Origin of the sequence: Mesorhizobium maamorense (assembly GCF_044998965.1) — a bacterium.
Classification (GTDB): Bacteria; Pseudomonadota; Alphaproteobacteria; order Rhizobiales; family Rhizobiaceae; genus Mesorhizobium.
The window spans coordinates 5,856,529-5,882,587 of sequence record NZ_CP173356.1 but is presented as its reverse complement, the minus strand read 5'-3'; the positions used below and the strand labels follow the sequence as shown (position 1 = coordinate 5,882,587).

The following is a 26,059-nucleotide window of genomic DNA, read 5'->3' as shown; positions in this document are numbered from 1 at the left end:
GTCAGGCTTTTTTCGCGATCAGCGCGCGAACGGCCTCGACCATGTCGCCAACATTCTTCAGGTTGCTCCAGGCATCGACCGTGTTCATCTCGATCTCGATGCCATACTGCTCCTCGAGATCGAAGATGATCTCGGTCAGTTCCAGCGAATGGATGCCGAGCGCCGTCAATTCGGTGCTGGTGGTGATCTCCTCGCCGCCCGGCTCGGCATGAGCCTTGATCTTTTCGATGATTTCGGTCGCCAGTTGGTCAGCCATTCGGTTTCTTCCCCACTTTGTCGTTTCCCGACGCCAACTGAACAGCGCCTTTTTGTCCTCGATATCAGGCCGCGACCGTCGCCTTGGACCCCCGCCAGGCGTCGCATGAGCGTACCAAGGTGGCTCCCTCTATAGAAACGGAAACGCCATCAAGCAACAAGCTATATATCGACAAAACCGCCGCGGTGCTTAACCTGACGGCGTGGATACGATCGAACATACCGGATTTTCGGCCCCGCCGGCGCAGCGGGCGGCCGGACTGGCGCAGCTCGCCTGCGCCAGTCAAGACGGCCGCACACGGCTGCGCCGCCTCTATCAGGACGGTTCCGCCAAGATAAGGATGCCGGCCGTTTCCGGCGGCCCGCTGGAAGCCGTGCTGATCAACACCGCGGGCGGGCTGACCGGAGGCGACCGCCTCGGCTGGGAGATCGACGTCGGCGCGCATGCCAGCGCCACGATAACGACGCAGGCCTGCGAGAAAATCTATCGCGCCGCTTCCGACCGGGCCGAAGTCAGCGTCCGGCTAACGGTCGGCGAAAACGGCCGCGTCGCCTGGCTGCCGCAGGAGACCATCGTTTTCGACCGATCGGCCTTTGCCCGCACGCTCGACCTTGATCTTGCCGCCGGCGCCGAGGCGCTGGTGCTGGAAGCCACCGTCTTCGGCCGGACGGCTATGGGCGAACGCGCGGTCCAGGGCGGCTTTCACGATCGCTGGCGCGTCCGCCGGGGCGGGGCTCTCATCCATGCCGAGGATTTCCGCATCGGGCCCGACATCGCCGCGACCCTGGCGCGCCCACCGATTGCCGGCGGCGCCGTCGCCATGGCGACGGTGCTATTGATCTCGCCGCGGGCGGAAGCGCTTCTCGATCCGGTTCGGGAGATCATCGGCGGCCAGGGCGGCGCCAGCACCTGGAGCGTGCAGGAATCTGGCAAGCTTCTTGCGAGGCTGTATGCCGGCGACGGCTACCGGCTGCGCCAGCATCTGGTTCCGCTCGTCGGCTTGCTCAACGGAAAGGCGGGACTGCCCAAAATATGGTCACTGTGATCGTGTCCGCATCATTTCAGGGAAACGCATGAACCTGACGCCAAGGGAAAAGGACAAGCTGCTGATAGCCATGGCGGCGGTCGTGGCGCGCAAGCGTCTGGAGCGCGGGGTCAGGCTCAATCATCCGGAGGCGATCGCGCTGATCACCGACTTCGTCGTCGAAGGCGCCCGCGACGGCCGTCCCGTCGCCGAGCTGATGGAAGCCGGCGCCCACGTCGTCAGCCGCGCCCAGGTGATGGAAGGCATCGCCGAGATGATCCATGACGTGCAGGTGGAGGCGACATTCCCCGACGGCACCAAGCTGGTGACCGTGCATGAGCCGATACGGTGAGGAGACAGATATGCTTGAGCTGCGCCCGAACTGCGAATGCTGCGACAAGGACCTGCCGCCGGAAGCGGCGGATGCGTTGATCTGCACCTTCGAATGCACCTTCTGCGCCGATTGCGTCGAAGACGTGCTCGGCGGCGTCTGCCCCAATTGCGGCGGCAATTTTTCGGCACGGCCGATCCGTCCGGCGGCAATGCTGAAGAAATATCCCGCTTCGACCAAGCGCGTCCTCAAAGCCGAGGCCTGTGGCCCGCGCGAGGCCGCGTGAACGCCAGACGACCCTGATAGGAAAGACGATCCTGATAGGAAAGACGCACCGATGATCTCAGCACAGATGAAACGCACAGCCCTCTCGGCGATTCTGCTCATGGCAGCCGCAATGCCCGCCTACGCCCATGTCGGGGCCGGCACGACCTCCTCCTTCGCGGCCGGCTTCATGCATCCGCTCTCCGGCCTCGACCACATGACGGTGATGGTCGCGGTCGGCCTGTGGGCGGCACAGAAAGGCGGCAAGGCCATGTGGGCATGGCCGGCGGCCTTTGTGGGCGTCATGCTGGCCGGTGGCGCGCTCGGCATGCTGCATGTGCCGCTGCCCTTCGTCGAGCCGGGCATATTGGCGTCGGTGGTGGCGCTCGGATTATTCGTGGCGCTGGCCGTCGATCTTCCTGTCACGGCCGGCGTCGCCATCATCGGCGCGTTCGCGCTGTTTCATGGCCACGCCCATGGCACCGAAGTGCCGGAAAATGCCGCAGGGCTTGAATATATGGCCGGCTTTGCCGTCGCCACGGCGCTGCTGCACGCCGCCGGCATCGCCGCCGGGCTTGGCCTCGGCAGGCGATTTCGCGTGCTCGTGCGGGCCGCTGGTGCCGCCTGCACGGCGATAGGGCTCGGCCTCGTCCTCGGCGCCGTGTGACGAACGATGACCCCAGGTGAAATCATTCCCGCCGACGGCGACATCGACCTGAACAAAGGCCTGCCGACGGTTACGCTCAAAGTGGCCAACAGCGGCGACCGGCCGATCCAGGTCGGCAGCCACTATCATTTCTTCGAGACCAATGAGGGCTTGAAATTCGACCGCGAACAGGCGCGCGGCATGCGCCTCGACATCGCCGCCGGCACCGCCATGCGCTTCGAGCCCGGACAGGAGCGCGACGTTACGCTGGTGCCGCTGGGCGGCAAGCGCGAGGTCTATGGCTTTCAGCAGAAGGTGATGGGCAGGCTGTGAGGCCGAGGGCGTCTCATGCGCGGCGTGCAAAGAGGGCAAAGGGCTTTCGGGCCAGCACGAAAGCGAGTTGTGCCCTCGGCTCAATCGGACGGCTTGGCCGCCGCATAGATGACGATCTTTCCGGGGTCGTCGAATTCCACGGCGAGAACGTCCTGCGCAAGCACGCGTCGCGAGTCGATGGCGTTGAACAGCAGCGCGTTGGCCTCGATCTCCTTGCGCAGCTCCGCAATGTCGTCCTGATGCTGCTTGACCTTGGTTTCGATCGCCGGCGGCGGACCGCCTTCGGTGCGCGCGGCATCGGTCAGGAACACGATGTCGACCTTGTCGAGCTTGGAGGTCTTGCGCACCGTGCCGATGTTTTCACGCGTCCGGTCGATCGCCCTGGCAACTTTGCCCGCTTCGGCATCGCTCCTGGTTTCTTCCTGCTTGACGTCCGAGCCGATGATCCGGTTGACGGTCTCGGGACTTTCGAGTCCTTGTGCGTGAAGGGAGGCTCCGGGGCTGCCCGCCGCCAGGAATGCCATGGAGGCGAAGGCATAGAGCCGTCTCTTGCCGGGGTTGGTCGCCATCGCTCGCTCCTGGACGGGTTCGTTTCGCGGCGCCGTTCAGCGCCGATGAAACGAAACGGCTCCTGCCCGGCCAAGGTTCCCTTCCAGATAGCGCGGGCGGACCGGACGACGGCCCGCCGCGCAGGCGCGCCGTCAGCTCGCCTTCTTGGTGATCAGGGTCAGGGCGCCGTTGGGCTCCATGCTGGCCGCGACCACCTGCGCCGAGGTCATTCCCTTGGCCTCGAGGGCGGATTTGACCTTGGGCGTGGCATCGATCGAGCTGCGCAGCTTCTGCAGGCCGGCATCGCCGCGCTGGGCGATCACCTGGTTGACCTGCGTCTGGGTGTCCTTCGGCAGTTCGGTGATGTCGACGATGTTGACGCTCTGGATCGTCGGCGCGGCCTGCTGCCCGCCGGGGGCGGGCGCGGCCGGCGCTGCCGGAGCGGGCTGCTGCGCGGGCTGCTGCTGGGCACTGGCGGCACCCGCCAGCATCAGGGTGGCGGCAGCGGCGAGAACTATCGTTTTGCGCATGGATTTTCCTTCCATCGATTTGGCAAACGGTCGTTTTGGGGTGACCCTCCAACCTCAACCGCCAAATGGGATCAGAAGGTGTCGACCAGCGGGTCATTGCGTGACCATTGGATGGCAGCAATGTGCAGCCCGGTTTCACCAGCACCGCAATTCGGGAGCAATCACTGATGGCCAGAATAACCCGCGCCGCCTATGCGCAGATGTACGGGCCGACGGTCGGCGACAGGGTGAGGCTTGCCGATACCGAACTCTTCGTCGAGGTCGAGAGGGATTTCACCATTCATGGCGAGGAGGTGAAATTCGGCGGCGGCAAGGTCATCCGCGACGGCATGGGCCAGAGCCAGGTTTCCCGCGCTGGAGGAGCGGTCGACACCGTCATCACCAATGCGCTGGTGATCGACGCCAACGCTGGCATCTTCAAGGCCGATATCGGCCTCAGGGACGGCCGCATCGCGGCAATCGGCAAGGCCGGCAACCCGGACACACAGGATGGCGTCACCATCATCATCGGCCCCGGCACCGAGATCATCGCCGGCGAGGGCAAGATCCTTACCGCGGGCGGCTTCGACGCGCATATCCATTTCATCTGTCCGCAGCAGATCGAGGAAGCGCTGATGTCGGGCATCACCACGATGCTCGGCGGCGGCACCGGCCCGGCGCACGGCACGCTCGCCACCACCTGCACGCCCGGGCCATGGCACATGGCGCGCATGATCCAGTCCTTCGATGCGTTCCCGATGAATATCGGCCTGTCGGGCAAGGGCAACGCTTCCCTGCCCGCAGCGCTCGAGGAGATGGTGCTGGGCGGCGCCTGCTCGCTGAAGCTGCACGAGGACTGGGGCACGACGCCGGCCGCGATCGACTGCTGCCTGTCGGTCGCCGACGACCATGACGTTCAGGTGATGATCCATACCGATACGCTCAACGAGAGCGGCTTCGTCGAGAACACGGTGGCGGCGATCGGGGGCCGCACCATCCACGCCTTCCACACCGAAGGCGCGGGCGGCGGGCATGCGCCCGACATCATCAAGGTCTGCGGCCTGCCCAACGTCATCCCGTCCTCGACCAACCCGACGCGGCCCTACACGGTCAACACGCTGGCCGAGCATCTCGACATGCTGATGGTCTGCCACCATCTGTCGCCGTCGATCCCGGAAGACATCGCCTTCGCCGAAAGCCGCATCCGCAAGGAGACCATCGCGGCGGAGGACATTCTGCACGACATCGGCGCCTTCTCGATCATCTCCTCGGACTCACAAGCGATGGGCCGCGTCGGCGAGGTGGCGATCCGGACCTGGCAGACCGCCGACAAGATGAAGCGCCAGCGCGGTTCGCTGCCGCAGGAGACCGGCAACAACGACAATTTCCGCGTCCGCCGCTATATCGCGAAATACACGATCAACCCTGCCATCGCGCATGGATTGTCCAGGGACATCGGCTCGGTCGCTGTCGGCAAACGCGCCGACCTGGTGCTGTGGAACCCGGCCTTCTTCGGCGTCAAGCCTGATATGGTACTGATCGGCGGCATGATCGCGGCCGCTCCCATGGGCGACCCCAACGCCTCGATCCCGACGCCGCAGCCGATGCACTATCGGCCGATGTTCGGCGCCTATGGCAAGGCGCGCACCAACTCGTCGGTAACGTTCGTCTCGAAGGCGGCACTAGAGTCCGGTCTGCACGGCCGGCTCGGCGTCGACAAGCAGTTCGCCGCGGTCGAAAACACGCGTGGCGGCATCGGCAAGCACTCCATGGTGCTCAACGACGCCACGCCGCATATCGAAGTCGATCCCGAGACTTACGAGGTTCGTGCCGACGGCGAACTCTTGACCTGCGAACCAGCGACGGTGCTGCCGATGGCGCAGCGATATTTTCTGTTTTGATAAGATCGCCGCGAGCCATTGCCCTCGTTAAATGCGGCGGTGAGTGGGTTGTGCCGACTGCCCGAATGGGCCCACTCGTTCTCCGCGGACTTGGAAATTGTGCACTTTGGGAGCAATATCTCCTCAATGAACAAGATATTTCGCAAACAGCAATTGACGCCCTACGAGGCCGACTATGCTCAGTGGTGCGCCGAGCAGGGCGCGTTGCTGCGCGAAGGTCGTCTTTCCGACCTCGATCGTGAGAATGTTGCCGAGGAGATCGAGAGCTTGGGGCGGAGCGACAAAAGGGAAATTGCGAGCAGGCTTGGCACTTTGGTCCTTCACTTGCTAAAATGGGAGTTTCAGTCTGAGCAGCGCAAAACGGGCTGGTTGCTGACAATTCGGGAGCAACGGCTTCGGATTGAGGGCCTGCTTGATGAAAGTCCGAGCCTCAAAAAATATCCTGCGCAGGTGCTCGACCGAGAGTTCAAGATAGCAAGATTAAAGGCATTGGACGAAACAGGCCTGAGAGATCGGGATTTCCCTGTCCATTGCCCCTATGGGATCAAGGAAATCTTGGACGATGATTATTTCCCAGGATCACCGTGGTCTTCAGACAACCTTATGCGCGAATAGACTGATAGTGGTGTGTTGACGGACGTTCCATCACCTGGCGAGCATTCGGCATGGCCACCGAAATAGCTTCGCCCCACGACATCTTCCCGCATATCCGCATCGTCATGGGCATGGTGATCGGGCTCGGCGTCGCGCGCCTGTTGTCGGGGGTGGCGCGCATCGTCCAGCATCCCGGCCAGTACCGGCTCTATGCGGTGCATCTGGCCTGGGTCGCTTCGGTGCTGTTGATGCTGGTGCATTTCTGGTGGTGGGAGTTCGGCCTCTACGCCATCGAAACATGGACCTTCGGCAAGTACCTGTTCATCATCTTCTACGCCATCACCCTGTTCCTGCTCTGCGCGCTGCTGTTTCCGGATTCGATGCTCGACTACACCAGCTATGAGGATTTCTTCTATTCGCGCCGCGCCTGGTTCTTCGGCCTGCTGGCCGCGACCTACGTGCTCGACGTGATCGACACGCTGCTGAAGGGGCCGGAGCATTTCGCCCGCTTCGGCAACGAATATCTGTTCCGCACGCCAGTCTTCGTCGCGCTGTGCATCGCCGCGATCCTGGTGCGCGACCGCCGCTTTCACATCGCCTTCGTCGCCGCGGCGCTGATCTATCAGATATCGTTCATCCTGCGGCTGTTCGACACGATCGTATGACGGCCGCGGATGCTCTAAGCTGACCGGGAAAGGCAGGGTTCAACCATGTACAAGGCCGTCGGATCGCGTGGATCCCGGGTCAGCCGTGTTCTGTGGATGCTCGAAGAACTCGGGCAGGCCTATGAATTCGTCGAAATTCCCCTGCGCTCGCCCGAAGCCTATGCGCTCAACCCCTCGGGCAAGGTGCCGATCCTGATCGACGGCGAGCTGACGCTGACGGATTCGGCGGCGATCTGCGTCTATCTCGCCGATAAGCACGCGGATAAGGGCATGGGCGCCAGTCCCGGCCTCGCAGGCCGCGCCGAGATGGATTCCTGGATGCATTTCGCCCAGTCCGAGCTGGAAGCGCCATTATGGAACAAATTGCGCCACCGCTTCCTGCTGCCCAAGGAAGTCCGGGTCGATGTCGGCCCCGCAGCCGCTTACGATTTCGCCTCCGAGGTCAAGGCGCTGGAGCGCCGGCTTGGCGACAAGCCGTTCGCGCTCGGCGACCGGTTCTCGGCTGTCGACGTGCTGCTCGGCGACATGGGCGGCTGGGCGCGCGCCGGCCGGTTCCCGGTCGAATCCGACCGCGTCAACGCCTATTTCGACCGCGTGCTTTCACGCCCTGCCCGTGCCCGGGCGCAAGCCAATGGCGGAGCCATGAAATGAAGCTCAACCTCAACACCGACTTCACGAAATTTCCGCGCGCCATCTCGGTGCTGACGTCCGGCAATGCCGGCACCACGGCGCCATCCGGTCGTGCCGTTCTTGCCCATGACGAGCGGCATCTGCGCCGTCGGGCGATCGAATTGTCCGATGGCAGCAAGGTACTGGTCGACCTGCCGGAGCCCGTCACCCTCAACGACGGCGACAGGCTGGTGCTGGAAGACGGCCGCCACGTCGAGATCATCGCGGCGCCGGAGGAGGTCTATGATGTCCGCGCCCGCGACGCCGTGCATCTGGCCGAGCTTGCCTGGCACATCGGCAACCGCCATCTCGCGGCGGCGATAGAGGCGGAGCGCATCCTCATCCTGCGCGATCATGTCATCAAGGCGATGCTGCAAGGCCTGGGCGCCACGGTGAGCGAGGTTTCCGAACCGTTCAAACCGGTGCGGGGCGCCTATTCCGGTGGCCATGACCACGGCCATGCGCACGCCCATAGCCACGCCGAAGCGCACAGCCACGGCGGGTCGCATTCGCACAACCATTCGCACGACCACCATGATCACCATGACTGATCAGCCATCCGGCATCGCCCTGCTGCGATTGATGGCATGGCTGTCGCCGGTCTTTCCGGTCGGCGGCTTTTCCTACAGCCATGGCCTCGAGCGCGCCGTGCATGATGGGCTGGTGACCGATGCGGCGGGCCTCGCCGCTTGGCTTGAAACGCTGGTTGAGATGGGCTCCGCCTGGAACGATGCAGTGCTGTTCGCGGAGAGCTGGCGCAACGCCCGCGACGGCGGCCATCTGGCCGAAGTCGCCGCACTGGCCGAGGCGTTGGCCGGGTCGCGCGAGCGCCATGCCGAGACGATGCTGCAAGGTGCTGCTTTCCTGAAGGCCGCGGCGGCGTGGCCCAACCCGGTGCGGGCGCGCCTGCCGGCGGAGTGTGCCTATTGCGTCGCCGTAGGCGCGGTCGCCGGCGGAAACGGCATCGCCTTGCCGGACGCCCTGTCCGCCTTCCTGCAGGCCTTCTTCTCCAATCTCGTCCAGGCTGCAATCCGGCTGGGTGTCATCGGCCAGAGCGACGCCGTGATGCTGCTCGCCAGCTTCGAAGTACTGGCCCTTGCGACGGCCGCCCGCGCATCCCGCTCGACAATGGACGATCTCGGCGGTTGCGCCTTTGTCTCGGACGTTGTGGCGATGCAGCACGAAACCCAGTATTCGCGATTGTTCCGCTCATGATCGTCCTTGCCTTCGTCCTCTCATTCGTCCTGCTGGTGATCACCGCGTTGCACGTTTATTGGGGCATTGGCGGGATATGGCCGGGCAAGGATGCGGCGTCCTGCGCGCATGCGGTCGTCGGCTTTCGCGGCGTCGACGAGATGCCGGCGCCGTTCGCCTGCTTTGCCGTCGCCGCCTGCCTGGCGCTGGCAACGCTCTGGCCGATGGCTCTGGAGGGTGTGTTTGCCTCGCCCTTTCCCAGGGAAGGCCTCGCCGCCACCGCGCTGCTGATCGGGCTGGTGTTTCTCGGACGCGGCATTGCCGGCTTCACGCCCCGGTGGCGCCGGCTGGCACCGGAACAGCCTTTCGCGCGGCTCGATAGGAGCCTTTATTCGCCGCTGTGCCTGCTGATCGGGCTCGGCTTCGCAGTTCTCGCCATCACGGAGTTCCCGACATGACGCAGCCCAACGGTCCCCTTCGCATCGGCATTGGCGGCCCCGTCGGTTCGGGCAAGACGACGCTCACTGAGAAACTGTGCAAGGCGCTGCGTGAGGAATTCTCCATCGCCGTCGTCACCAACGACATCTACACAAGGGAAGACGCCATGATGCTGGCGCGGCTGCAGGCGCTGCCGGAGGAGCGCATCGTCGGCGTCGAGACCGGCGGCTGCCCGCATACCGCCATCCGCGAGGACGCCTCGATCAATCTGCAGGCGATCGCGGAGCTCAACCGCAAATTCCCCGATCTCGACATCATCTTCATCGAATCCGGCGGCGACAACCTTGCCGCCACCTTCTCGCCGGATCTCGCCGACCTCACGCTCTATGTCATCTCCGTCTGCCAGGGCGAGGAGATCCCGCGGAAAGGCGGTCCGGCGATCACCCGTTCCGATTTCCTGATCATCAACAAGAGCGACCTGGCGCCCTATGTGAACGTCAATCTCGACGTGATGGAGAGCGACGCCGCCCGCATGCGCGGCAAACGGCCGTTTGGCTTCACCGACCTGTCGCGCGGCAAGGGGTTGCGGGAGGTGATCGATTTCATCGTCGAGCATGGCGGCTTGAAGGTCGGGGCCGCCGCAAGCACGGCGGCGTGAGCCGGCTGCACCAACCGAAACCGGTTGCGGGCACAAGCAGGGCACGGCATTGTTCCTAAAACCCGGAGGATTTTTCGATGAGCATCGCCCGCCTGCAAAAGGAACAGCTGACCAACCTGCCCTTCTACGAGGAGCGCGTCGATCTCGCCTGCTCTTTCCGCTGGACGGCGCGGCTCAACATGCATGAGGCGGTGGCGAACCATTTCTCGCTGGCGGTCAACGAAGACGGCACAAAATTCCTGATGAATCCCAATCAGGTGCACTTCTCGCGCATCAAGGCGAGCGACCTTTTGATGATCGACGCCAACGATCCCGAGACGCTGTCCGGCCCGAATGCGCCCGACCCGACGGCGTGGGGCCTGCACGGCGCCATCCACCGCAATGTCCGCCACGCGCGCTGCGTCATGCATGTGCATTCCATCCATGCCACCGTGCTGGCCTCGCTTGCCGATTCGAGGCTGCCGCCGGTCGACCAGAATTCGGCGATGTTCTTCAACCGCCACGTCGTCGACGCCCACTATGGCGGGCTGGCCTTCGAGGAAGAGGGCGAGCGCTGCTCGCAGCTCCTGACCGACCCCAAGGTCAAGGTAATGGTGATGGGCAATCACGGCGTGCTGGTCATCGGCGACACGGTGGCCGACGCTTTCAACCGCATGTTCTATTTCGAACGCGCCGCCGAGACCTACATCAAGGCGCTGTGGACCGGGCGTCCGCTGCGCACGCTTTCCGACGCCATCGCCGAGAAGGCGGCAAGCGAAATGGACGACTATCCCGGCCAGGCCGAGCGGCATCTCAGCGAGCTGAAGGCGATCCTCGACGAGCAGGAGCCGGTCTACCGGAACTGAAGTTAAAGCCCCAGTTCAGCCCGCAATTCCTCGGCGCTGTTGATGACCACCGCACCGGGCGGGCCGTCCATCGGTTTTTCCGGCCAGAAGATCGTCTTCATGCCTGCCGCCAGCCCCGCCATGGCGCCCGGCCAGCTGTCGTCGACCGCCACCGCGTTCGCGGGATCGACATCGGCCAGATAGGCGGCGCGCAGGAACGGCTCGGCTTGCGGCTTGCCTTCGCGCACGTCGTTGCGGCTGATGGTCTTCATGCCTGGATAGATCAGGCCGACCATGTGCAGATTGGCGTCGACGATCATGCGGTCGGAATTCGAGACCACGGCCTGCTGCACGCCAAGTGCGCGCAATTCGTTGAAGATCTCGATCGCACCGGGGCGCGGCTTCAATGTCGTGACAAGCGGCAGATAATGCTCGTATTTATGGACGATCCACTCGTCGAAGGGCAGATCCAGGCCGAACTCGTCGCGCATCATCAGGTAGACCGGCCAGGCAGCCACCCCGAGAACGCGCTCATGCAGGTCGGGCGGAGGCTGAAGGCCGACATTGCGCATCGCCGCCACCAGGGCTGCTTCGTGCAGCGGTTCGCTGTCGACCAGCGTGCCGTCCATGTCCCAGAAAACCGCTTTCGGTGTCATGCAACGCTCCTTTTGGCGTTCCCTTAAAGGGTTTACCCCGCGAGATAAACCATCCGGACGGCAGAACGTGCCACCTGTCGGAACGGAAATCCTCCTTTTGCCTGCCGTGGAATCCCCAGGCCGACGATGATCCGGCCGATCCCACGCCCGCATGCGCAAGCAATTGCCCTGGCGATTTGACAATTGCGCAGCGCGCGGTTCCCTGCGAAAGTAGGCGCGGACCGCCTCCATGACCGGCGGTTTCGGGAGGCAGGACGTGAACAACCGGCAGGAGGGCGGCAGCAACAGGTTGGACGATGCCGCGCGCGCGGGCTGGCTTTATTACGTTGCCGGCAACACGCAGGACCAGATCGCCGCCACGCTCGGCATCTCGCGGCAGACCGCGCAGCGGCTGGTGTCGCTGGCAGTGTCGGAAGGCCTGATCAAGGTGCGCGTCGACCATCCGATCGCCAACTGCCTCGACCTCGCCGCCCGCCTGAAGTCGCGCTTCGCGCTCGACCTGGTCGAGGTGGTGCCGAGCGACCCGACCTCGTCGTCGACAACGATCGGCATCGCCGAGGCGGCGGCAGCGGAAATCGAGAGGCGGCTGAGATCGCCGGCGCCGATCGTGCTGGCGATCGGCACCGGCCGTACGCTGAAGGCGGCGATCGAGCAACTGCCGCCGATGGAGTGCCCACAGCACAAGGTGGTGTCCCTGACCGGCAATATCTCGCCCGACGGTTCGGCCGCTTTCTACAACGTCATCTTCACCATGGCCGACAGGGTCAAGGCGCGGTCGTTCCCGATGCCGTTGCCGGTCATCGCCTCCTCGCCGCAGGAGCGCGAGATGCTGCTCAGCCAGCCGATGATCCAGCCGACGCTGGCGCTGGCCGCGGAGGCCGACGTCACCTTCGTCGGCATCGGCGACCTCGGCCCGAAGGCGCCGCTCTATGAGGACGGCTTCATCTCCGACGCCGAGCTGAAGGCGCTACAGAAGGCCGGCGGCGTCGCCGAAATTGTCGGCTGGGTGTTCGATCGCGACGGCCGCATGATCGAGGGCATCACCAACGACCGGGTGTCGTCGGCGGCCCTGCCGTCACGCGAGAAGTCGCTGGTCATCGCGCTCGCCATGGGTGAACGCAAGCTGCCGGGCATCCTGGCGGCCGTGAACCGCCGGCTGGTCAACGGCCTCATCACCGACGAACGAACCGCCGCCGCCCTGCTGGCGAGCGGATGAGCCAAAAGCCTCGAGGCAACATCGATTTGCGATAAAATCCGGGCGGGCTATCCATGCCGTCCGAAGGGGTCGTTGCCGTCGAGGAAGCCAAGGTCCCGCCGCAAGTGCGGTGACAGGTCCCTGATGTCGAGATGCGCCTTTTTCCTGGTCGCGAACCAGCCGAATCCGTCCGCAAGCCATGAAATCCAGCGATGATCCGGAGCGGGAGTGCATTTTTGCTGCGCCATGGTCATGATCGTCAACCTTCGCTATCTTCAACCCGAGTGACGGGCTGAGGATGAATGTCGGTCTTGCCGGCCGCCTTTGCCAATCGAACGTCGATAAGGACCCATAAGGAGGCTTTATGCCGGATCTCAGCTCGCGACAGGTTGCGCAGCTTCCGCCGCTGCAGGCGATCCGGGTGTTCGAAGCGGTGGCGCGGCATCTGTCCTTCACCAAAGCGGCCGAGGAACTGGCGATGACGCAGGCAGCGGTCAGCTATCAGATCAAGGTGCTGGAGGAGCGGGTCGGCGCGCCGCTTTTCCTGCGCCGGCCGCGACAGATCGAGCTCACCGAAGCCGGACAGCGCCTGGCGCCGGCGGTCAGCGAGGCCTTCGCCATACTCGGCCAGGCCTATGCGGCGGCGCGCGGCGGGGCGGACGGTCTGCTGTGCGTCACCACGGTGCTGACCTTTGCCTCCAACTGGCTGGCGCATCATCTGGGTTCGTTCCAGATCGCGCATCCCGCCCTTGCCGTGCGGCTCGACACATCCAGCCGCCTGACCGATTTCGCCCGCGAGGATGTCGACCTTGCCATCCGCTCGGGCGGCGGCAAATGGCCGGGACTGGAGGCCTACAAGCTGCTCGACGCCGATTTCACGCCGATGCTGAGCCCCAAGCTCGCCGCGAGCATCGGCGGCGTCAAGGAACCGGCCGATCTGCTCAAGCTGCCTATCCTCGATCCCGGCGACATCTGGTGGACGCAATGGTTCGAGGCCGCGGGCGTGCAAAGCCATGACCTTGCCAAGCGCCCCGGCAGCAGCATGGGCGCGCAGGCCTATGAGGCCAATGCGGCCATTGCAGGCCATGGCGTGGCGGTCCTGACCAGGGCGCTGTTCAAGGCGGAACTCGCCGACGGCCGCCTGATCCAGCCCTTCGACCTGGTCGGCGACGACGGCCACGCCTACTGGCTGGTCTATCCGGAGGCGCGCCGCAACGTGCCGAAGATCCGCGCTTTCCGCGACTGGATCCTGGCCGAGATCGCCTGCTGACCGGCTAACTCCAGGATCAAAACCGCGCTCCATCCAGATCGCCGTTGTCGCCCGGTCCGCGCCTGCGGGACGGCCATTTGCAACGCGCCAGGTCGGCGCTCCTCCATCGAGTGTGCGCTGCACCATCGAATCTGGCTTGACATAATTCATTCTTAGTGAGTAATTGCTCATAGCCAAGGCAAATGCTCATCTTGGTCCATGGGAGGAATTTGATGAAACTTCGTACGCTCATCCTGGGCTTGTGCTCGGCCAGCGCGCTCGCGTTCGCGGCACATGCCGAATCCATCACCATCGCCACCGTCAACAATGGCGATATGGTCCGCATGCAGAAGCTGACCGACGACTTCACCAAGGCGAACCCCGACATCCAGCTCAACTGGGTGACGCTGGAAGAGAACGTGCTGCGCGAGCGCGTGACCACCGACATCGCCACCAAGGGCGGCCAGTATGACGTGATGACCATCGGCACCTACGAGGTCCCGATCTGGGCCAAGCAGAGCTGGCTGTTGCCGCTCGACAAGCTCGGCGACGACTACGACGCCAAGGACATCATCCCGGCGATCGCCGGCGGCCTCTCGGTCGACGGCAAGCTCTATGCCGCGCCCTTCTACGGCGAAAGCTCCTTCGTCATGTACCGCAAGGACCTGATGGAGAAGGCAGGGCTGAAGATGCCCGACGCGCCGACCTGGGACTTCATCAAGCAGGCCGCCGACAAGATGACCGACCGCGCCAATGGCGTGAACGGCGTTTGCCTGCGCGGCAAGGCCGGCTGGGGCGAGAACATGGCCTTCCTGACCGCCATGTCGAACTCCTTCGGCGCGCGCTGGTTCGACGAGAACTGGAAGCCGCAATTCGACCAGCCCGAATGGAAGAACACCTTGCAGTTCTATGTCGACCTGATGAAGGCCGACGGGCCGGAGGGCGCGTCTTCCAACGGCTTCAACGAGAATTTGGCGCTGTTCCAGCAGGGCAAGTGCGGCATGTGGATCGACGCCACCGTCGCCGCCTCCTTCGTCTCCGATCCCAAGGCCTCGCAGGTCGCCGACAAGGTCGGTTACGCATTGGCGCCTGACAATGGGCTCGGCAAGCGCGGCAACTGGCTGTGGGCGTGGTCGCTGGCCATTCCCGCCGGCACGCAGAAGGCCGATGCCGCCGAGAAGTTCGTGTCATGGGCAACCAGCAAGCACTATGCAGAACTGGTCGCCTCGAAGGAAGGCTGGGCCAACGTTCCGCCGGGAACGCGCTCCTCGCTCTATGCCAATCCAGAGTACCAGAAGGCGGCTCCGTTCGCCAAGATGACGCTGGACTCCATCAATGCCGCCGACCCGACGCATCCGACCGTCAAGCCGGTGCCCTATGTCGGCGTGCAGTTCGTCGCCATCCCCGAATTCCAGGGCCTCGGCACCACCGTCGGCCAGCTGTTCTCGGCAGCCCTTGCCGGCCAGTCGAGCGTCGACGACGCGCTGAAGCAGGCCCAGGACGCCGCAACCGCGGCGATGACCGAGGGCGGCTACATCCAGTAAGGCTCCTCCTGGTGCCTAAGGCCGGTCGCCGACCATGGCCGGCAACGGCCGCCCGAAACCCAGTTCGGGCGGCCACTTCCCGACAGCTCGAGAAAATTCCGTCCGATCCTTGAAGGGTGACCGTCATGGCTACTCAGCAGACCCGTTCGCTTGCCCGTTTCATGATGGCGCCATCCGTCGTCCTGCTGCTCGTCTGGATGGTCGTTCCGCTGGCGCTCACGCTCTGGTTCTCCTTCCAGCAGTACAATCCGCTCAATCCGATCCGCGACGGCTTCGTCGGCTTCTCCAATTACGCGTTGTTCTATTCCAACCCGGCCTTCCTGCAATCGATCCTGAACACGCTGCTGATCGTCGTCAGCGTGCTTGTGATCACCGTGGTCGGAGGCATCCTGCTGGCGCTTTTGATCGACCAGCCGATGTGGGGCCAGGGCATCGTGCGCATCCTCGTCATCTCGCCGTTCTTCGTCATGCCGCCGGTGGCGGCACTGGTCTGGAAGAACATGATCATGCATCCGCAATACGGCGTCTTCGCCGACATAGCGCGGTTCTTTGGCCTCCAGCCCATAGACTGGTTCGGACAATATCCGCTGACCGCCATCATCATCATCGTCGCCTGGCAGTGGCTGCCTTTCGCGACGCTCATTCTTTTGACTTCGCTTCAGTCGCTGGACGGCGAGCAGAAGGAAGCCGCCGAGATGGACGGCGCCGGCTTCATCAGCCGCTTCATCTACCTGACGCTGCCGCACATGTCGCGCGCGATCACCGTCGTCATCCTGATCCAGACGATCTTCCTGCTTTCGGTCTATGCCGAGATCCTCGTCACCACCAATGGCGGCCCGGGATACGCCTCCACCAACCTGCCCTTCCTGGTCTACCAGAAGGCGCTGCTCGAATTCAAAATCGGCCAGGCCTCCGCCGGCGGCATCATCGCGGTCATTCTCGCCAACATCGTCGCCTTCTTCGCCATGCGCGCCGTCGGCAAGAACCTGGACAGATAAGGGAGGAAAAGATGGCACGCGCAGTCACAACCCGGCACAAGACGATCGCGACGGCTGCCGCCTGGATCGTCGCCTTGCTGATCTTCTTCCCGATCCTCTACACGATCATCACCTCGTTCAAGTCGGAACAGGAGGCGATCCAGGGCTTCAACCTGATCCCGTCCGGGACCTTCGAGAGCTATTCCGAGGTCCAGGCGCAGAACGGCTATTTCAAGTTCTTCCTGAACTCGGTGCTGCTCTCGGTCGGCTCGACCATCCTGGCCCTGCTGGTCGCCATTCCGGCGGCCTGGTCGATGGCGTTCTCGCCGACCAAGCGGACCAAAGACATTTTGATGTGGATGCTGTCCACCAAGATGATGCCGGCCGTGGCCGTGCTGTTTCCGATCTACCTGATCTTCCGCGACACCGGCCTGCTCGACAGCCGCATCGGCCTGATGGTGATGCTGATGCTGATCAACCTGCCGATCGTGGTGTGGATGCTCTACACCTATTTCCGCGAAATCCCCGGCGAGATCCTGGAAGCGGCGCGCATGGACGGCGCCTCGCTGTGGAACGAGATCATCTATGTGCTCACACCCATGGCGGTGCCGGGCATCGCCTCGACCATGCTGCTCAACATCATCCTGGCCTGGAACGAAGCGTTCTGGACGATCCGGCTGACCACGACGGAAGCAGCACCCTTGACCGCCTTCATCAGCTCCTTCTCCAGCCCGCAAGGCCTGTTCTGGGCGAAGCTCTCGGCCGCCTCGACGCTGGCGATCGCGCCGATCCTGATCATGGGCTGGTTCAGCCAGAAGCAACTGGTGCGCGGCCTGACCTTCGGTGCGGTGAAGTAGGGGCGGCGCCGTGAAGTAGCAGCGTGCGCCAGGCGGCGGACGGAAATCCACCGGGAGGAAAGCATGGGAAATATCACGCTCAAGAACGTCTCGAAATCCTTCGGCTCGACGTCGATCATTCCGAACATCGATCTCGTCATCGAGGACGGCGAGTTCGTCGTCTTCGTCGGCCCGTCGGGCTGCGGCAAGTCCACGCTGCTGCGCCTGATCGCCGGCCTGGAGGACACCAGCGGCGGCACCATCAACATTGACGGTCGCGACGTCACCGGCGAGGCGCCGGCCAAGCGCAAGCTTGCCATGGTGTTCCAGTCCTATGCGCTCTACCCGCACATGACGGTGGCCAAGAACATCGCCTTTCCGCTGAAGATGGCGGGCGAGGACCAGGCGACCATCGACAGGAAGGTGAAGGACGCCGCGCGCGTGCTCAACCTCACCAATTATCTGGAGCGCCGCCCCGGCCAGCTTTCCGGCGGCCAGCGCCAGCGCGTCGCCATCGGCCGCGCCATCGTGCGCCAGCCTTCGGCCTTCCTGTTCGATGAACCCTTGTCCAACCTCGACGCGGCACTCCGCGGCACGATGCGGCTGGAGATCAGCGAACTGCACCACCAGCTCAAGACGACGATGATCTACGTCACCCACGACCAGGTCGAGGCGATGACCATGGCCGACAAGATCGTCGTGCTGAATGCCGGAAATGTCGAGCAGGTCGGCTCGCCGATGGAGCTCTACAAGACGCCGAAGAACCTGTTCGTCGCCGGCTTCATCGGCTCGCCGAAAATGAACCTGATCGAAGGCGCCCCGGCGGCGAAGTACGGCGCCAAGACCATCGGCATCCGGCCCGAGCACATGGCGATCTCGACCACGGCGGGCGATTGGAAGGCAACAGTCGGCGTTGCCGAACACCTGGGATCCGACACCTTCCTGCATGTCCAGGCCGACGGTGTCGGCCCGCTGACGGTGCGCGCCGACGGCGAACTCAGCGTCCACCATGGCGACAGCATTTATCTCACGCCCGACAAGGCCAAGCTGCATCGCTTCGGCCCCGACGGCAAGGCGTCGGCGGCATGAGGCTGAAAGGCAAATCGGCGCTGATCACCGGGTCGGCGCGCGGCATCGGCAAGGCCTTCGCCGAAGCCTATGTCGGCGAAGGCGCCACCGTTGCCATAGCCGACATCAACCTCGAGGCGGCGCAAAAGACGGCCGCCGAGATCGGCGGCAAGGCCTACGCGGTGAAGCTCGACGTCACGGACCAGGCCTCCATCGATGCCGCGGTGCAGGCGGTGGAAACCAGGACCGGCGGCCTGGACATACTGATCAACAACGCCGCGATCTTCGACCTTGCGCCGATCGTCGAGATCTCGCGGGCGAGCTATGAAAAACTGTTCTCGGTCAATGTCGCCGGCACGCTGTTCATGCTGCAGGCGGCGGCGCGCTCGATGATCACGCGGGGAAAGGGCGGCAGGATCATCAACATGGCGAGCCAGGCCGGGCGGCGCGGCGAAGCGCTGGTCGCGGTCTACTGCGCCAGCAAGGCGGCGGTCATTTCACTGACCCAGTCGGCCGGGCTCGACCTGATCAAGCACGGCATCAACGTCAACGGCATCGCGCCTGGCGTCGTCGACAGCGACATGTGGGACCAGGTCGACGCGCTGTTCGCCAAATACGAAAACCGGCCCAAGGGCGAAAAGAAAAGACTGGTCGGCGAAGGCGTGCCTTACGGCCGCATGGGCAGACCGGAGGACCTCGCCGGCATGGCCGTGTTCCTGGCCAGCGACGAAGCCGAATACATCGTCGCCCAGACCTACAATGTCGATGGCGGCCAGTGGATGAGTTGAGGCGGGGGCGGCCTCTTCTCCCCGTGCCTCCGCGGGGAGAAGAGGCCAACATCAAGGTGGCGGCCGCATCGCCTCGGAAGGCATGTGCCGCTTCCTACCCTCTCCCGGTGAAGGGGAGAGAAGGGTAACGAAGGCCGCAACCCGGCCAAAGGGTAAACAGATGACCGTGAAACTCTCTTCCGCCAATCTCGCCAACCTGCCCGCCAGGGTCGCAGGTCCGAAATACGACCGCGCAGCGCTGAAGGCCGGCATCGTGCATTTCGGCGTCGGCAATTTCCACCGCTCGCACCAGGCCGTCTATCTCGACGACCTGTTCAACCATGGCATCGGCCATGACTGGGCGCTGGTTGGCGCCGGCGTGTTCGAGGGCGAGAAGACCGGCCGCGGCAAACTGGAAGAGCAGGACTGGCTGACGACGGTGGTCGAGCAGGATGAGGGGCATATGAGCGCCCGCGTCACCGGCGCCATGATCGACTTCCTGACGCCCGGCGATGTCGCCGCCATCATCGAACGGCTGGCCGATCCGGCGATCAAGATCGTGTCGCTGACCATCACCGAAGGCGGCTATTTCATCGATCCTGCCTCCGGCGTGTTCAACCCGACGCATCCCGATATCGTCGCCGATGCGCAGCCGGGCGCAACGCCGAAGACCGTGTTCGGCATCATCCTCGCCGGCCTGGTGCGGCGGCGCGGCGATGGCATCGCACCGTTCACGGTGATGTCCTGCGACAACATTCCCCACAACGGCCATGTCACGTCGGATGGCGTCATCGGGTTGGCCCGCCTGATCGACGAGGATCTGGCGGCCTGGGTCGGCGGCAATGTCGCTTTCCCGAACGCGATGGTCGACCGCATCACGCCGGCCACGTCGGACCGCGAACGCGCGATCCTGGCCAAGGATTTCGGCGTCGAGGACAATTGGCCTGTCTTTTGCGAACCCTTCCGGCAATGGGTGCTGGAAGACCATTTCACCGACGGCCGGCCGCCGCTTGAAAAGGTCGGCGTGCAGTTCGTCAAAGACGTCGCGCCCTACGAGCTTATGAAGATCCGCATCCTCAATGGCGGCCATGCCACCATCGCCTATCCGGCCGGGCTGATGGACATCCATTTCGTGCATGAGGCGATGCAGGAGCCGCTGGTGCGCGGCTTTCTCGACAAGCTCGAGCATGACGAAATCATTCCGACCGTACCGCCGGTGCCAGACACGGTCCTGGAGGATTATTACCAGCTCATCGAAAGGCGCTTTTCCAACCCCAAGATCGGCGACACGGTGCGCCGGCTTTGTCTCGACGGGTCCAATCGCCAGCCGAAATTCATCATCCCGACCATCGCCGACCGCCTGAAGGCGGGAAAGAGCGTCGCCGGCCTGGCACTGGAATCGGCGCTGTGGTGCCGCTACTGCTTCGGCACGACGGACAGCGGCGCGGTCATCGAGCCCAACGATCCGAACTGGGACCGCTTGCAGGCGACGGCAAAGGCGGCAAAGGACGCGCCCGCCGCCTGGCTTGCGATGGAAGACATCTATGGCGATGTCGGGCGCGCCACCGCGTTCGTCGAGGCTTTCGCGCATGCATTGAACCTGCTGTGGACGGATGGCACGCGCGCCACGCTGACGCGCTACCTCGCCGGCAAGCTCTGAAACGGGACCATGGCGCCGGAACTGGTCATTTTCGACTGCGACGGCGTGCTGGTGGACAGCGAGGCGCTGTCGGTCTCGGCGCTGCTCGGCATGATTGCGCTTGCCGGCGGCAGCATTGGCGAAGACACGGCCTACGAGCATTTCCTCGGCAAGAGCATGAAGAGCGTGCGCGAGATCCTCGCCCGCGACTTCGGCCTGCCCATCACCGATCAGCACCTGACCACGATGCGCGTCGAATTGATGCGCAAATTTCGCGAGGAGCTGAAGCCAATCGCCGGCGTCAAGGAAGTGCTGCCGAGGCTTGGCTTGCCGTTCTGCGTCGCCTCCTCGGGCACGCTCGACCGCATCCGCTATGCGCTCGACGTCACCGGCCTGCTCGGATTGATGGAGCCGCATCTGTTCAGTGCCGGCATGGTGGCCAGGGGCAAGCCGGCGCCCGACCTGTTCCTTCATGCCGCCGCCTCGATGCGGGCGCATCCGCGCAAATGCCTTGTGATCGAGGACAGCCCCGCCGGCGTCGCGGCGGCGCGGGCGGCTGATATGCGCGTGTTCGCCTTCACCGGCGGCGCGCATGCCGGCAACCCTGCCCTGAAAGCGCGGCTTGCGTCGAGTGAGCCGGACTTTATATTCGCTGACATGCTGCAATTGCCCGATCTGATTGCAGGCCTGGGAGCGAGAGACAGAGCATCTTGACGAAACAGTTCGTTTGCGCGGTCGATGTCGGCACCGGGAGCGCCCGCGCGGGCATTCTCGACACCAGTGGCACCTTGCTCGGCCGCGCCGAGCACCCGATCGCCATGCACCAGCCGAAGGCCGATCACGCCGAGCATGATTCGCGCGATATCTGGTCAGCCGTGTGCGCCGCGGTGCGTGCGGCCCGCGAAAAATCCGGTGTTGCCGCCGAGGACATTGCCGGCATTTCCTTCGATGCCACCTGCTCGCTGGTCGTGCGCGACAGGCAAGGCGGCCAGCTCAGCGTTTCGATGACCGGAGAGGAGCGCTGGGATACCATCGTCTGGCTCGATCACCGCGCCATCGCCGAGGCCGACGAATGCACGGCGAGCGGCCATGAGGTGCTCAACTATATCGGCGGCGTCATGTCGCCGGAAATGGCGACGCCGAAGCTGATGTGGCTGAAGCGAAACCTGCCGAAGACCTGGAATAAAGCCGGCTATCTATTCGACCTTACCGACTTCCTGACCTGGCAGGCAACGGGGTCGCTGGCCCGCTCGCAGTGCACGCTGACCGCCAAATGGACCTATCTGGCGCACCGGGAACCCGCATGGCAGCGCGATTTCTTCGAACTCGTCGGCCTCGGCGACCTCTTCGAGCACGGCAATCTGCCCGAAAGGGCCAGTCCGGTCGGCGCTTACATCGGCTCTTTGAGCGCGCAAGCAGCGGCGGAGCTCGGCCTGACGGAGACATGCCGGGTCGGCGCCGGGGTGATCGATGCCTATGCCGGTGCGCTTGGCGTGCTCGGCGGGTTTGCCGGCGACGAGCGGAATATCGGCCGTCATTTGGCGCTGATCGCCGGCACATCCTCCTGCGTCATGGCGATGTCACCCGATCCGCAGCCCTTCGCCGGGGTCTGGGGGCCATACTACGGCGCCGCGCTGCCGAAGCTGTGGCTGTCGGAGGGCGGCCAGTCGGCCACCGGCGCCCTGCTCGACCACATCATCCGCTGGCACGGCGCGGGCGGCGAGCCGAACGCGGCCATGCATGCGAGGATTGCAAGCCGCGTCGCCGAGCTGCGCACGGCGGAGGGCGACGCCCTTGCCGGCCGGCTGCATGTGCTGCCCGACTTTCACGGCAACCGCTCGCCGCTCGCCGATCCACATGCGGTCGGCGTGGTCAGCGGCCTTACGCTGGATTCCTCCTTCGACAGCCTGTGCCGGCTTTACTGGCGCACCGCCGTCGGCATCGCGCTCGGCGTGCGCCACGTGCTGGAAGCGCTGAACGAGAACGGCTATCTCATCGACACGCTGCATGTCACCGGCGGCCACACCAAAAATCCGCTCTTGATGGAACTCTATGCCGACGCCACCGGCTGCACGGTGGTCGAGCCGCTGGCCGACGAGGCGGTGCTGCTCGGCACAGGCATGGTGGCGGCGACCGCCGCCGGGCTTTTCCCCGACCTCAATGCGGCCTGTCTTGCCATGCAGCAGGGCGGCAGGACGCGCGCCGCCAACCCGGCCGCCGGCGCCCGCTTCGATCGCGACTACCGGATTTTCCTGGAGATGCACCGGCAACGCCAGGCGCTCGACGCGATCCAGTAGAACGCGCCTTACCGTGTCAACAAGGATAGGCCGGACTTGGCATCGAACAGATGCATATCCGATTCGTCAAACGTATAGCGGACATCGCTGCGGATAGTTGGGCAGACGCGGCTGGGAACGAGTGCGCTGATCTCCTTGCCGCCAAGAGCGAATGTCACCAGTGCATCGTTGCCATGAAACTCGATGAGATCGGCCGTTCCCGCCAGGAAATTTCCGGCGCTGCCGGGGGTCGCGGGCTTGAGATCCGGAGGCCTGATGCCAAGCACCGCCTGCTCGCCATGTTGTAGCTTGAAGCGCGAGCCGTCGAGGGTGAAGACAGTTCCGCCATTGGTCAGCGTCCAGCCATTTTCTTTCCGGGCCACCGTCACATCGATGAAATTCATGTTCGGCGTGCCGATGAAGCCGGCAACGAACAGATTGCCCGGCCGCTCGTAGATTTCCGCCGGCGAGCCGACCTGCTCGATGACGCCGTCCTTGAGCAGCACGATGCGGTCGGCGAGCGTCATCGCTTCGAGCTGGTCATGGGTGACATAGACGGTGGTGGTCTTCAGCGACTGGTGCAGCCGCGCGATCTCGACGCGCATGTGGTTGCGCAGCTTGGCGTCGAGATTGGACAGCGGCTCGTCGAACAGGAAGACTTTCGGCGTCTTGATCATGGCGCGCGCGATCGCCACGCGCTGCTGTTGGCCGCCGGAAAGCTCGGCCGGCTTGCGGCCGAGATAGGGTTCCAGCCCGAGCGTCCTTGACACCGCTTCGACCCGCTTCTGGATCTCGGCCGCCGGAACTTTCTGGCGCCGCAGTCCGAAGGCGATGTTGTCGAAGATCGTCATGTGGGGGTAGAGCGCGTAGTTCTGGAACACCATGGCGATGCCGCGGTCGCCCGGATCGAGATCGTTGACCACCGTGCCGCCGATCGAGACCTCGCCGCCGCTGATGTCCTCCAGCCCCGCCAACATGCGCAGCAAGGTCGACTTGCCACAGCCGGACGGGCCAAGGAACACGACGAACTCGTGCTCCTCGATCGAGAGATTGAGGTCGCGGATGACCGTCGTGGTGCCATAGGCCTTGTCGACATGGGAACAGGTGATCGCGGACATGGTCAGCCCTTTTCGCCGCTGAGCAGGATCTGCAGCTTGACGTCCTGCGGATGCGCTGCCGCCGCCCGCTCGAAAGCCTCAATGCTGTCGGAGAAGGGATAGGTGCCGGTGATCAGCGGCTTGAGATCGACCTTGCCGGAAGCGATGAGCTGCAAGGCGCGGTCGAAGATGTTGGCATAGCGGAACACGGTTTCGATGCGGACTTCCTTCGATATGGCCGCCGGCACGTTGAGCGCTACCGGCTCCACCGGCAGCCCGACGAGCACCACCGCGCCGCCAGGGCGCACGACGTCGAACAAATCAGCGAAGGCCTTGGGGCTGCCGCTGGCCTCGAAGACGATGTCCGCACCCCAGCCGTCGGTGGCCGCGCGCACCGCATCGACCAGCGGCTGCTCGCCGATGTTGACCGGAACGACGCCGGGATAGCGCCCGGCAATTTCGAGCTTGGGCGCGGAGAAGTCGGAAATCAGCACTTTCGAGCAACCACCGGCCAGGGCGGCCAGCGCGATCATGATGCCGATCGGGCCACAGCCGACGACAGCGGCCACGTCACCCGGAACGATGCGCGCGCGCGCCGCCGCCTGCATGCCGATGGCGAAAGGTTCGACCATCGCGCCTTCGGCGAAGGAGACATTGTCGGGCAGCCTGTAGGTGAAGGCGGCCGGATGCACGGCTTGCGGCGCAAGAATGCCATGCACCGGCGGCGTCGCCCAGAAGGTGACATCCGGATCGACATTGTAGATGCCGAGCTTGGTTGCCCGCGACGACAGATTCGGTACGCCTGGTTCCATGCAGACGCGATCGCCGACCTTTAGCGTCCGGACATTGGCGCCGATCTCGACGATCGTTCCGGACGCTTCGTGGCCGAGCACCATCGGCGCGCGCACGACATAGCTGCCGATGGCGCCATGGGTGTAATAATGCACGTCGCTACCGCAGACGCCGACCGTGTGGATGGCGATCCTGACGTCGTCCGGCCCGACCTCGAGCGGCAACGCAATTTCGCGCAGCGACAGCTCGCCCTTTTTCTCAAGCACCAGTGCCCGCATCGTGTCGTCCTCGCTTCAAGTCTTTTTTTGCCGGAAAACGGAATTCAGGAAGCCGCTGAGCACGCCGAGAAACAACAGCGGCGGCAGCGACAAAAGCACGACCGAGGCGTTCAGGATTCCCCACGGCACATTCATGCCTTGCTGGGAGAGTTCCGAGGCGACGATCGGCAAGGTCTTGGCATTGGAGCTCGACAGCATCAGCGCGATCAGGAACTCGTTCCAGACCAGCACGAAACTGAAAGCCACCGCGCCGATCAGCGAGCGCGCCGCGACCGGCAGCGCGACCCTCCAGAACACCGAATAGGCGCCGTAGCCATCGACGAAGGCGGCTTCCTCGACCTCCTTCGGCACGGCCTGGAAGGCGGGAATGGCGAGCCACATGATCACCGAGATGGTGAGCAGGCAATAGGTGACGATCAGCGCGGCGAGCGTGTCGTAAAGCCCCAGCTGAAGCCAGATCACCATCAGCGGGATGGCGACCGCCACCGGCGGCAGGAAGCGAAGCGACAAAACGAAGAACTGGATGTCGCCGGCCCAGCGGTTCGGGTAGCGCGCCACCGCGTAAGCCGCCGGCAGGCCGAGCACCACGCCGATCAGTACCGCGCAGCCGCAGGCGACGACCGAATTGTAGAGGCCGGTCATGACACTGTCGCGGCCGACGATATAGCTGATGTTGGCCAGCGTCGGCGTGAACACCAGGCGCGGGACGCGGGTGATGATGTCGACATTGTTCTTCAGCGAATTGAGCGCCGTCCACAGCAACGGAAACACGGCCATGAAGCCTGCAAACGCCAGCACGGTCTTGCCGATCAGGCGGCCGGGTCTCATGC

General features: G+C 64.3%; 32 protein-coding genes. 24 read left to right on the top strand and 8 right to left on the bottom strand.

Annotation, left to right across the window (positions count from 1 at the left end):
• Window position 1 precedes the first annotated feature (1 nt).
• Window positions 2-256, bottom strand: coding sequence for an acyl carrier protein (locus tag ACIU1A_RS29440; RefSeq protein WP_140491308.1), 255 nt, complete (start codon window positions 254-256; stop codon window positions 2-4).
• 202 nt (window positions 257-458) lie between these two features.
• Between ACIU1A_RS29440 and ACIU1A_RS29435 the strand changes: the two genes are divergently transcribed.
• From ACIU1A_RS29435 to ACIU1A_RS29415, 5 genes are read left to right on the top strand one after another with little or no spacing between them, the layout of a single operon-like run.
• On the top strand, window positions 459-1,301 hold the full coding sequence (locus tag ACIU1A_RS29435) for an urease accessory protein UreD (RefSeq protein WP_140655347.1): 843 nt from the start codon (window positions 459-461) through the stop codon (window positions 1,299-1,301).
• A gap of 28 nt (window positions 1,302-1,329) precedes the next feature.
• A complete protein-coding gene (locus tag ACIU1A_RS29430) occupies window positions 1,330-1,632 on the top strand; it encodes an urease subunit gamma (protein WP_140491311.1) in 303 nt (100 codons plus the stop codon).
• Window positions 1,633-1,642: 10 nt separating this feature from the next.
• Complete coding sequence (locus ACIU1A_RS29425; RefSeq protein WP_140554594.1) at window positions 1,643-1,897, top strand: DUF1272 domain-containing protein; 255 nt, start codon at window positions 1,643-1,645, stop codon at window positions 1,895-1,897.
• A gap of 51 nt (window positions 1,898-1,948) precedes the next feature.
• On the top strand, window positions 1,949-2,542 hold the full coding sequence (locus ACIU1A_RS29420; RefSeq protein WP_404925926.1) for a HupE/UreJ family protein: 594 nt from the start codon (window positions 1,949-1,951) through the stop codon (window positions 2,540-2,542).
• Between the two features lie 6 nt (window positions 2,543-2,548).
• Entirely contained in the window at window positions 2,549-2,854 is a 306-nt protein-coding gene (locus tag ACIU1A_RS29415; protein ID WP_404925925.1) for an urease subunit beta, read from the top strand.
• A gap of 80 nt (window positions 2,855-2,934) precedes the next feature.
• Here ACIU1A_RS29415 and ACIU1A_RS29410 read toward each other — a convergent pair whose 3' ends face one another.
• Window positions 2,935-3,423 carry a hypothetical protein gene (locus ACIU1A_RS29410; RefSeq protein WP_140514393.1) on the bottom strand — a complete coding sequence of 163 codons (489 nt, stop codon included), beginning with the start codon at window positions 3,421-3,423 and terminating at the stop codon, window positions 2,935-2,937.
• Window positions 3,424-3,555: 132 nt separating this feature from the next.
• Window positions 3,556-3,933, bottom strand: a complete 378-nt coding sequence (locus ACIU1A_RS29405; RefSeq protein ID WP_140514392.1) for a hypothetical protein — start codon at window positions 3,931-3,933, stop codon at window positions 3,556-3,558.
• A 167-nt stretch (window positions 3,934-4,100) separates the two neighbouring features.
• Here ACIU1A_RS29405 and ureC point away from each other — a divergent pair, with 167 nt between their 5' ends.
• From ureC to ACIU1A_RS29360, 9 genes are all read left to right on the top strand, one after another.
• Entirely contained in the window at window positions 4,101-5,813 is a 1,713-nt protein-coding gene (gene ureC / locus ACIU1A_RS29400) for an urease subunit alpha (protein WP_404925924.1), read from the top strand.
• A 126-nt stretch (window positions 5,814-5,939) separates the two neighbouring features.
• Window positions 5,940-6,428, top strand: a complete 489-nt coding sequence (locus ACIU1A_RS29395; RefSeq protein WP_140491324.1) for a DUF29 domain-containing protein — start codon at window positions 5,940-5,942, stop codon at window positions 6,426-6,428.
• Window positions 6,429-6,478: 50 nt separating this feature from the next.
• The gene (locus ACIU1A_RS29390; RefSeq protein WP_404925923.1) at window positions 6,479-7,072 is read left to right on the top strand and encodes a hypothetical protein; all 594 of its coding nucleotides are present in this window, start codon (window positions 6,479-6,481) and stop codon (window positions 7,070-7,072) included.
• A 45-nt stretch (window positions 7,073-7,117) separates the two neighbouring features.
• Complete coding sequence (locus tag ACIU1A_RS29385) at window positions 7,118-7,723, top strand: glutathione S-transferase family protein (RefSeq protein ID WP_404925922.1); 606 nt, start codon at window positions 7,118-7,120, stop codon at window positions 7,721-7,723.
• The gene (gene ureE / locus ACIU1A_RS29380; protein WP_404925921.1) at window positions 7,720-8,292 is read left to right on the top strand and encodes an urease accessory protein UreE; all 573 of its coding nucleotides are present in this window, start codon (window positions 7,720-7,722) and stop codon (window positions 8,290-8,292) included. Before ACIU1A_RS29385 ends, ureE begins: the two co-directional genes overlap by 4 nt.
• Window positions 8,285-8,956: an urease accessory protein UreF gene (locus ACIU1A_RS29375; protein ID WP_404928032.1), complete on the top strand. Its 672-nt coding sequence runs from the start codon at window positions 8,285-8,287 to the stop codon at window positions 8,954-8,956. The genes ureE and ACIU1A_RS29375 overlap by 8 nt, the downstream gene beginning before the upstream one ends.
• Entirely contained in the window at window positions 8,953-9,393 is a 441-nt protein-coding gene (locus tag ACIU1A_RS29370) for a DUF3995 domain-containing protein (protein WP_140563595.1), read from the top strand. Before ACIU1A_RS29375 ends, ACIU1A_RS29370 begins: the two co-directional genes overlap by 4 nt.
• The gene (gene ureG / locus ACIU1A_RS29365; RefSeq protein WP_140554600.1) at window positions 9,390-10,031 is read left to right on the top strand and encodes an urease accessory protein UreG; all 642 of its coding nucleotides are present in this window, start codon (window positions 9,390-9,392) and stop codon (window positions 10,029-10,031) included. Before ACIU1A_RS29370 ends, ureG begins: the two co-directional genes overlap by 4 nt.
• Window positions 10,032-10,108: 77 nt before the next feature.
• Window positions 10,109-10,876, top strand: coding sequence for a class II aldolase and adducin N-terminal domain-containing protein (locus ACIU1A_RS29360; RefSeq protein WP_140514376.1), 768 nt, complete (start codon window positions 10,109-10,111; stop codon window positions 10,874-10,876).
• A 2-nt stretch (window positions 10,877-10,878) separates the two neighbouring features.
• On the opposite strand, the gene ACIU1A_RS29355 is transcribed toward ACIU1A_RS29360, so the two are convergent.
• Complete coding sequence (locus ACIU1A_RS29355) at window positions 10,879-11,511, bottom strand: HAD family phosphatase (RefSeq protein ID WP_140491338.1); 633 nt, start codon at window positions 11,509-11,511, stop codon at window positions 10,879-10,881.
• A 256-nt stretch (window positions 11,512-11,767) separates the two neighbouring features.
• On the opposite strand from ACIU1A_RS29355, the gene ACIU1A_RS29350 reads away from it, so the two are divergent.
• Window positions 11,768-12,727 (top strand): sugar-binding transcriptional regulator, encoded by a 960-nt coding sequence (locus ACIU1A_RS29350; protein WP_140491340.1) that lies wholly within the window; start codon window positions 11,768-11,770, stop codon window positions 12,725-12,727.
• A 47-nt stretch (window positions 12,728-12,774) separates the two neighbouring features.
• On the opposite strand, the gene ACIU1A_RS29345 is transcribed toward ACIU1A_RS29350, so the two are convergent.
• Window positions 12,775-12,960, bottom strand: a complete 186-nt coding sequence (locus ACIU1A_RS29345) for a hypothetical protein (RefSeq protein WP_140514372.1) — start codon at window positions 12,958-12,960, stop codon at window positions 12,775-12,777.
• 110 nt (window positions 12,961-13,070) lie between these two features.
• Here ACIU1A_RS29345 and gcvA point away from each other — a divergent pair, with 110 nt between their 5' ends.
• The 9 genes from gcvA (at window position 13,071) to ACIU1A_RS29300 (ending at window position 23,083) form a co-directional block, all read left to right on the top strand.
• A complete protein-coding gene (gcvA, locus tag ACIU1A_RS29340) occupies window positions 13,071-13,976 on the top strand; it encodes a transcriptional regulator GcvA (protein WP_140524183.1) in 906 nt (301 codons plus the stop codon).
• A 212-nt stretch (window positions 13,977-14,188) separates the two neighbouring features.
• Window positions 14,189-15,499: a sugar ABC transporter substrate-binding protein gene (locus ACIU1A_RS29335; protein WP_140491344.1), complete on the top strand. Its 1,311-nt coding sequence runs from the start codon at window positions 14,189-14,191 to the stop codon at window positions 15,497-15,499.
• A gap of 125 nt (window positions 15,500-15,624) precedes the next feature.
• Window positions 15,625-16,497, top strand: coding sequence for a carbohydrate ABC transporter permease (locus tag ACIU1A_RS29330; protein ID WP_140491346.1), 873 nt, complete (start codon window positions 15,625-15,627; stop codon window positions 16,495-16,497).
• 11 nt (window positions 16,498-16,508) lie between these two features.
• Window positions 16,509-17,333: a carbohydrate ABC transporter permease gene (locus ACIU1A_RS29325; protein ID WP_140491348.1), complete on the top strand. Its 825-nt coding sequence runs from the start codon at window positions 16,509-16,511 to the stop codon at window positions 17,331-17,333.
• A 63-nt stretch (window positions 17,334-17,396) separates the two neighbouring features.
• Complete coding sequence (locus ACIU1A_RS29320; RefSeq protein WP_140514369.1) at window positions 17,397-18,401, top strand: ABC transporter ATP-binding protein; 1,005 nt, start codon at window positions 17,397-17,399, stop codon at window positions 18,399-18,401.
• Window positions 18,398-19,168 carry an L-iditol 2-dehydrogenase gene (locus ACIU1A_RS29315; RefSeq protein ID WP_404925920.1) on the top strand — a complete coding sequence of 257 codons (771 nt, stop codon included), beginning with the start codon at window positions 18,398-18,400 and terminating at the stop codon, window positions 19,166-19,168. The genes ACIU1A_RS29320 and ACIU1A_RS29315 overlap by 4 nt, the downstream gene beginning before the upstream one ends.
• A 160-nt stretch (window positions 19,169-19,328) precedes the next feature.
• On the top strand, window positions 19,329-20,807 hold the full coding sequence (locus ACIU1A_RS29310; RefSeq protein ID WP_404925919.1) for a mannitol dehydrogenase family protein: 1,479 nt from the start codon (window positions 19,329-19,331) through the stop codon (window positions 20,805-20,807).
• A gap of 9 nt (window positions 20,808-20,816) precedes the next feature.
• Complete coding sequence (locus tag ACIU1A_RS29305) at window positions 20,817-21,500, top strand: HAD family hydrolase (RefSeq protein ID WP_140491356.1); 684 nt, start codon at window positions 20,817-20,819, stop codon at window positions 21,498-21,500.
• Complete coding sequence (locus ACIU1A_RS29300; RefSeq protein WP_404925918.1) at window positions 21,497-23,083, top strand: FGGY-family carbohydrate kinase; 1,587 nt, start codon at window positions 21,497-21,499, stop codon at window positions 23,081-23,083. The genes ACIU1A_RS29305 and ACIU1A_RS29300 overlap by 4 nt, the downstream gene beginning before the upstream one ends.
• Before the next feature lie 8 nt (window positions 23,084-23,091).
• On the opposite strand, the gene ACIU1A_RS29295 is transcribed toward ACIU1A_RS29300, so the two are convergent.
• From ACIU1A_RS29295 to ACIU1A_RS29285, 3 genes are read right to left on the bottom strand one after another with little or no spacing between them, the layout of a single operon-like run.
• Window positions 23,092-24,180: an ABC transporter ATP-binding protein gene (locus tag ACIU1A_RS29295; protein ID WP_404925917.1), complete on the bottom strand. Its 1,089-nt coding sequence runs from the start codon at window positions 24,178-24,180 to the stop codon at window positions 23,092-23,094.
• A 2-nt stretch (window positions 24,181-24,182) separates the two neighbouring features.
• Window positions 24,183-25,229: an NAD(P)-dependent alcohol dehydrogenase gene (locus ACIU1A_RS29290; RefSeq protein ID WP_404925916.1), complete on the bottom strand. Its 1,047-nt coding sequence runs from the start codon at window positions 25,227-25,229 to the stop codon at window positions 24,183-24,185.
• Window positions 25,230-25,244: 15 nt separating this feature from the next.
• Entirely contained in the window at window positions 25,245-26,057 is an 813-nt protein-coding gene (locus ACIU1A_RS29285; RefSeq protein WP_140559032.1) for a carbohydrate ABC transporter permease, read from the bottom strand.
• Between the last annotated feature and the right edge of the window lie 2 nt (window positions 26,058-26,059).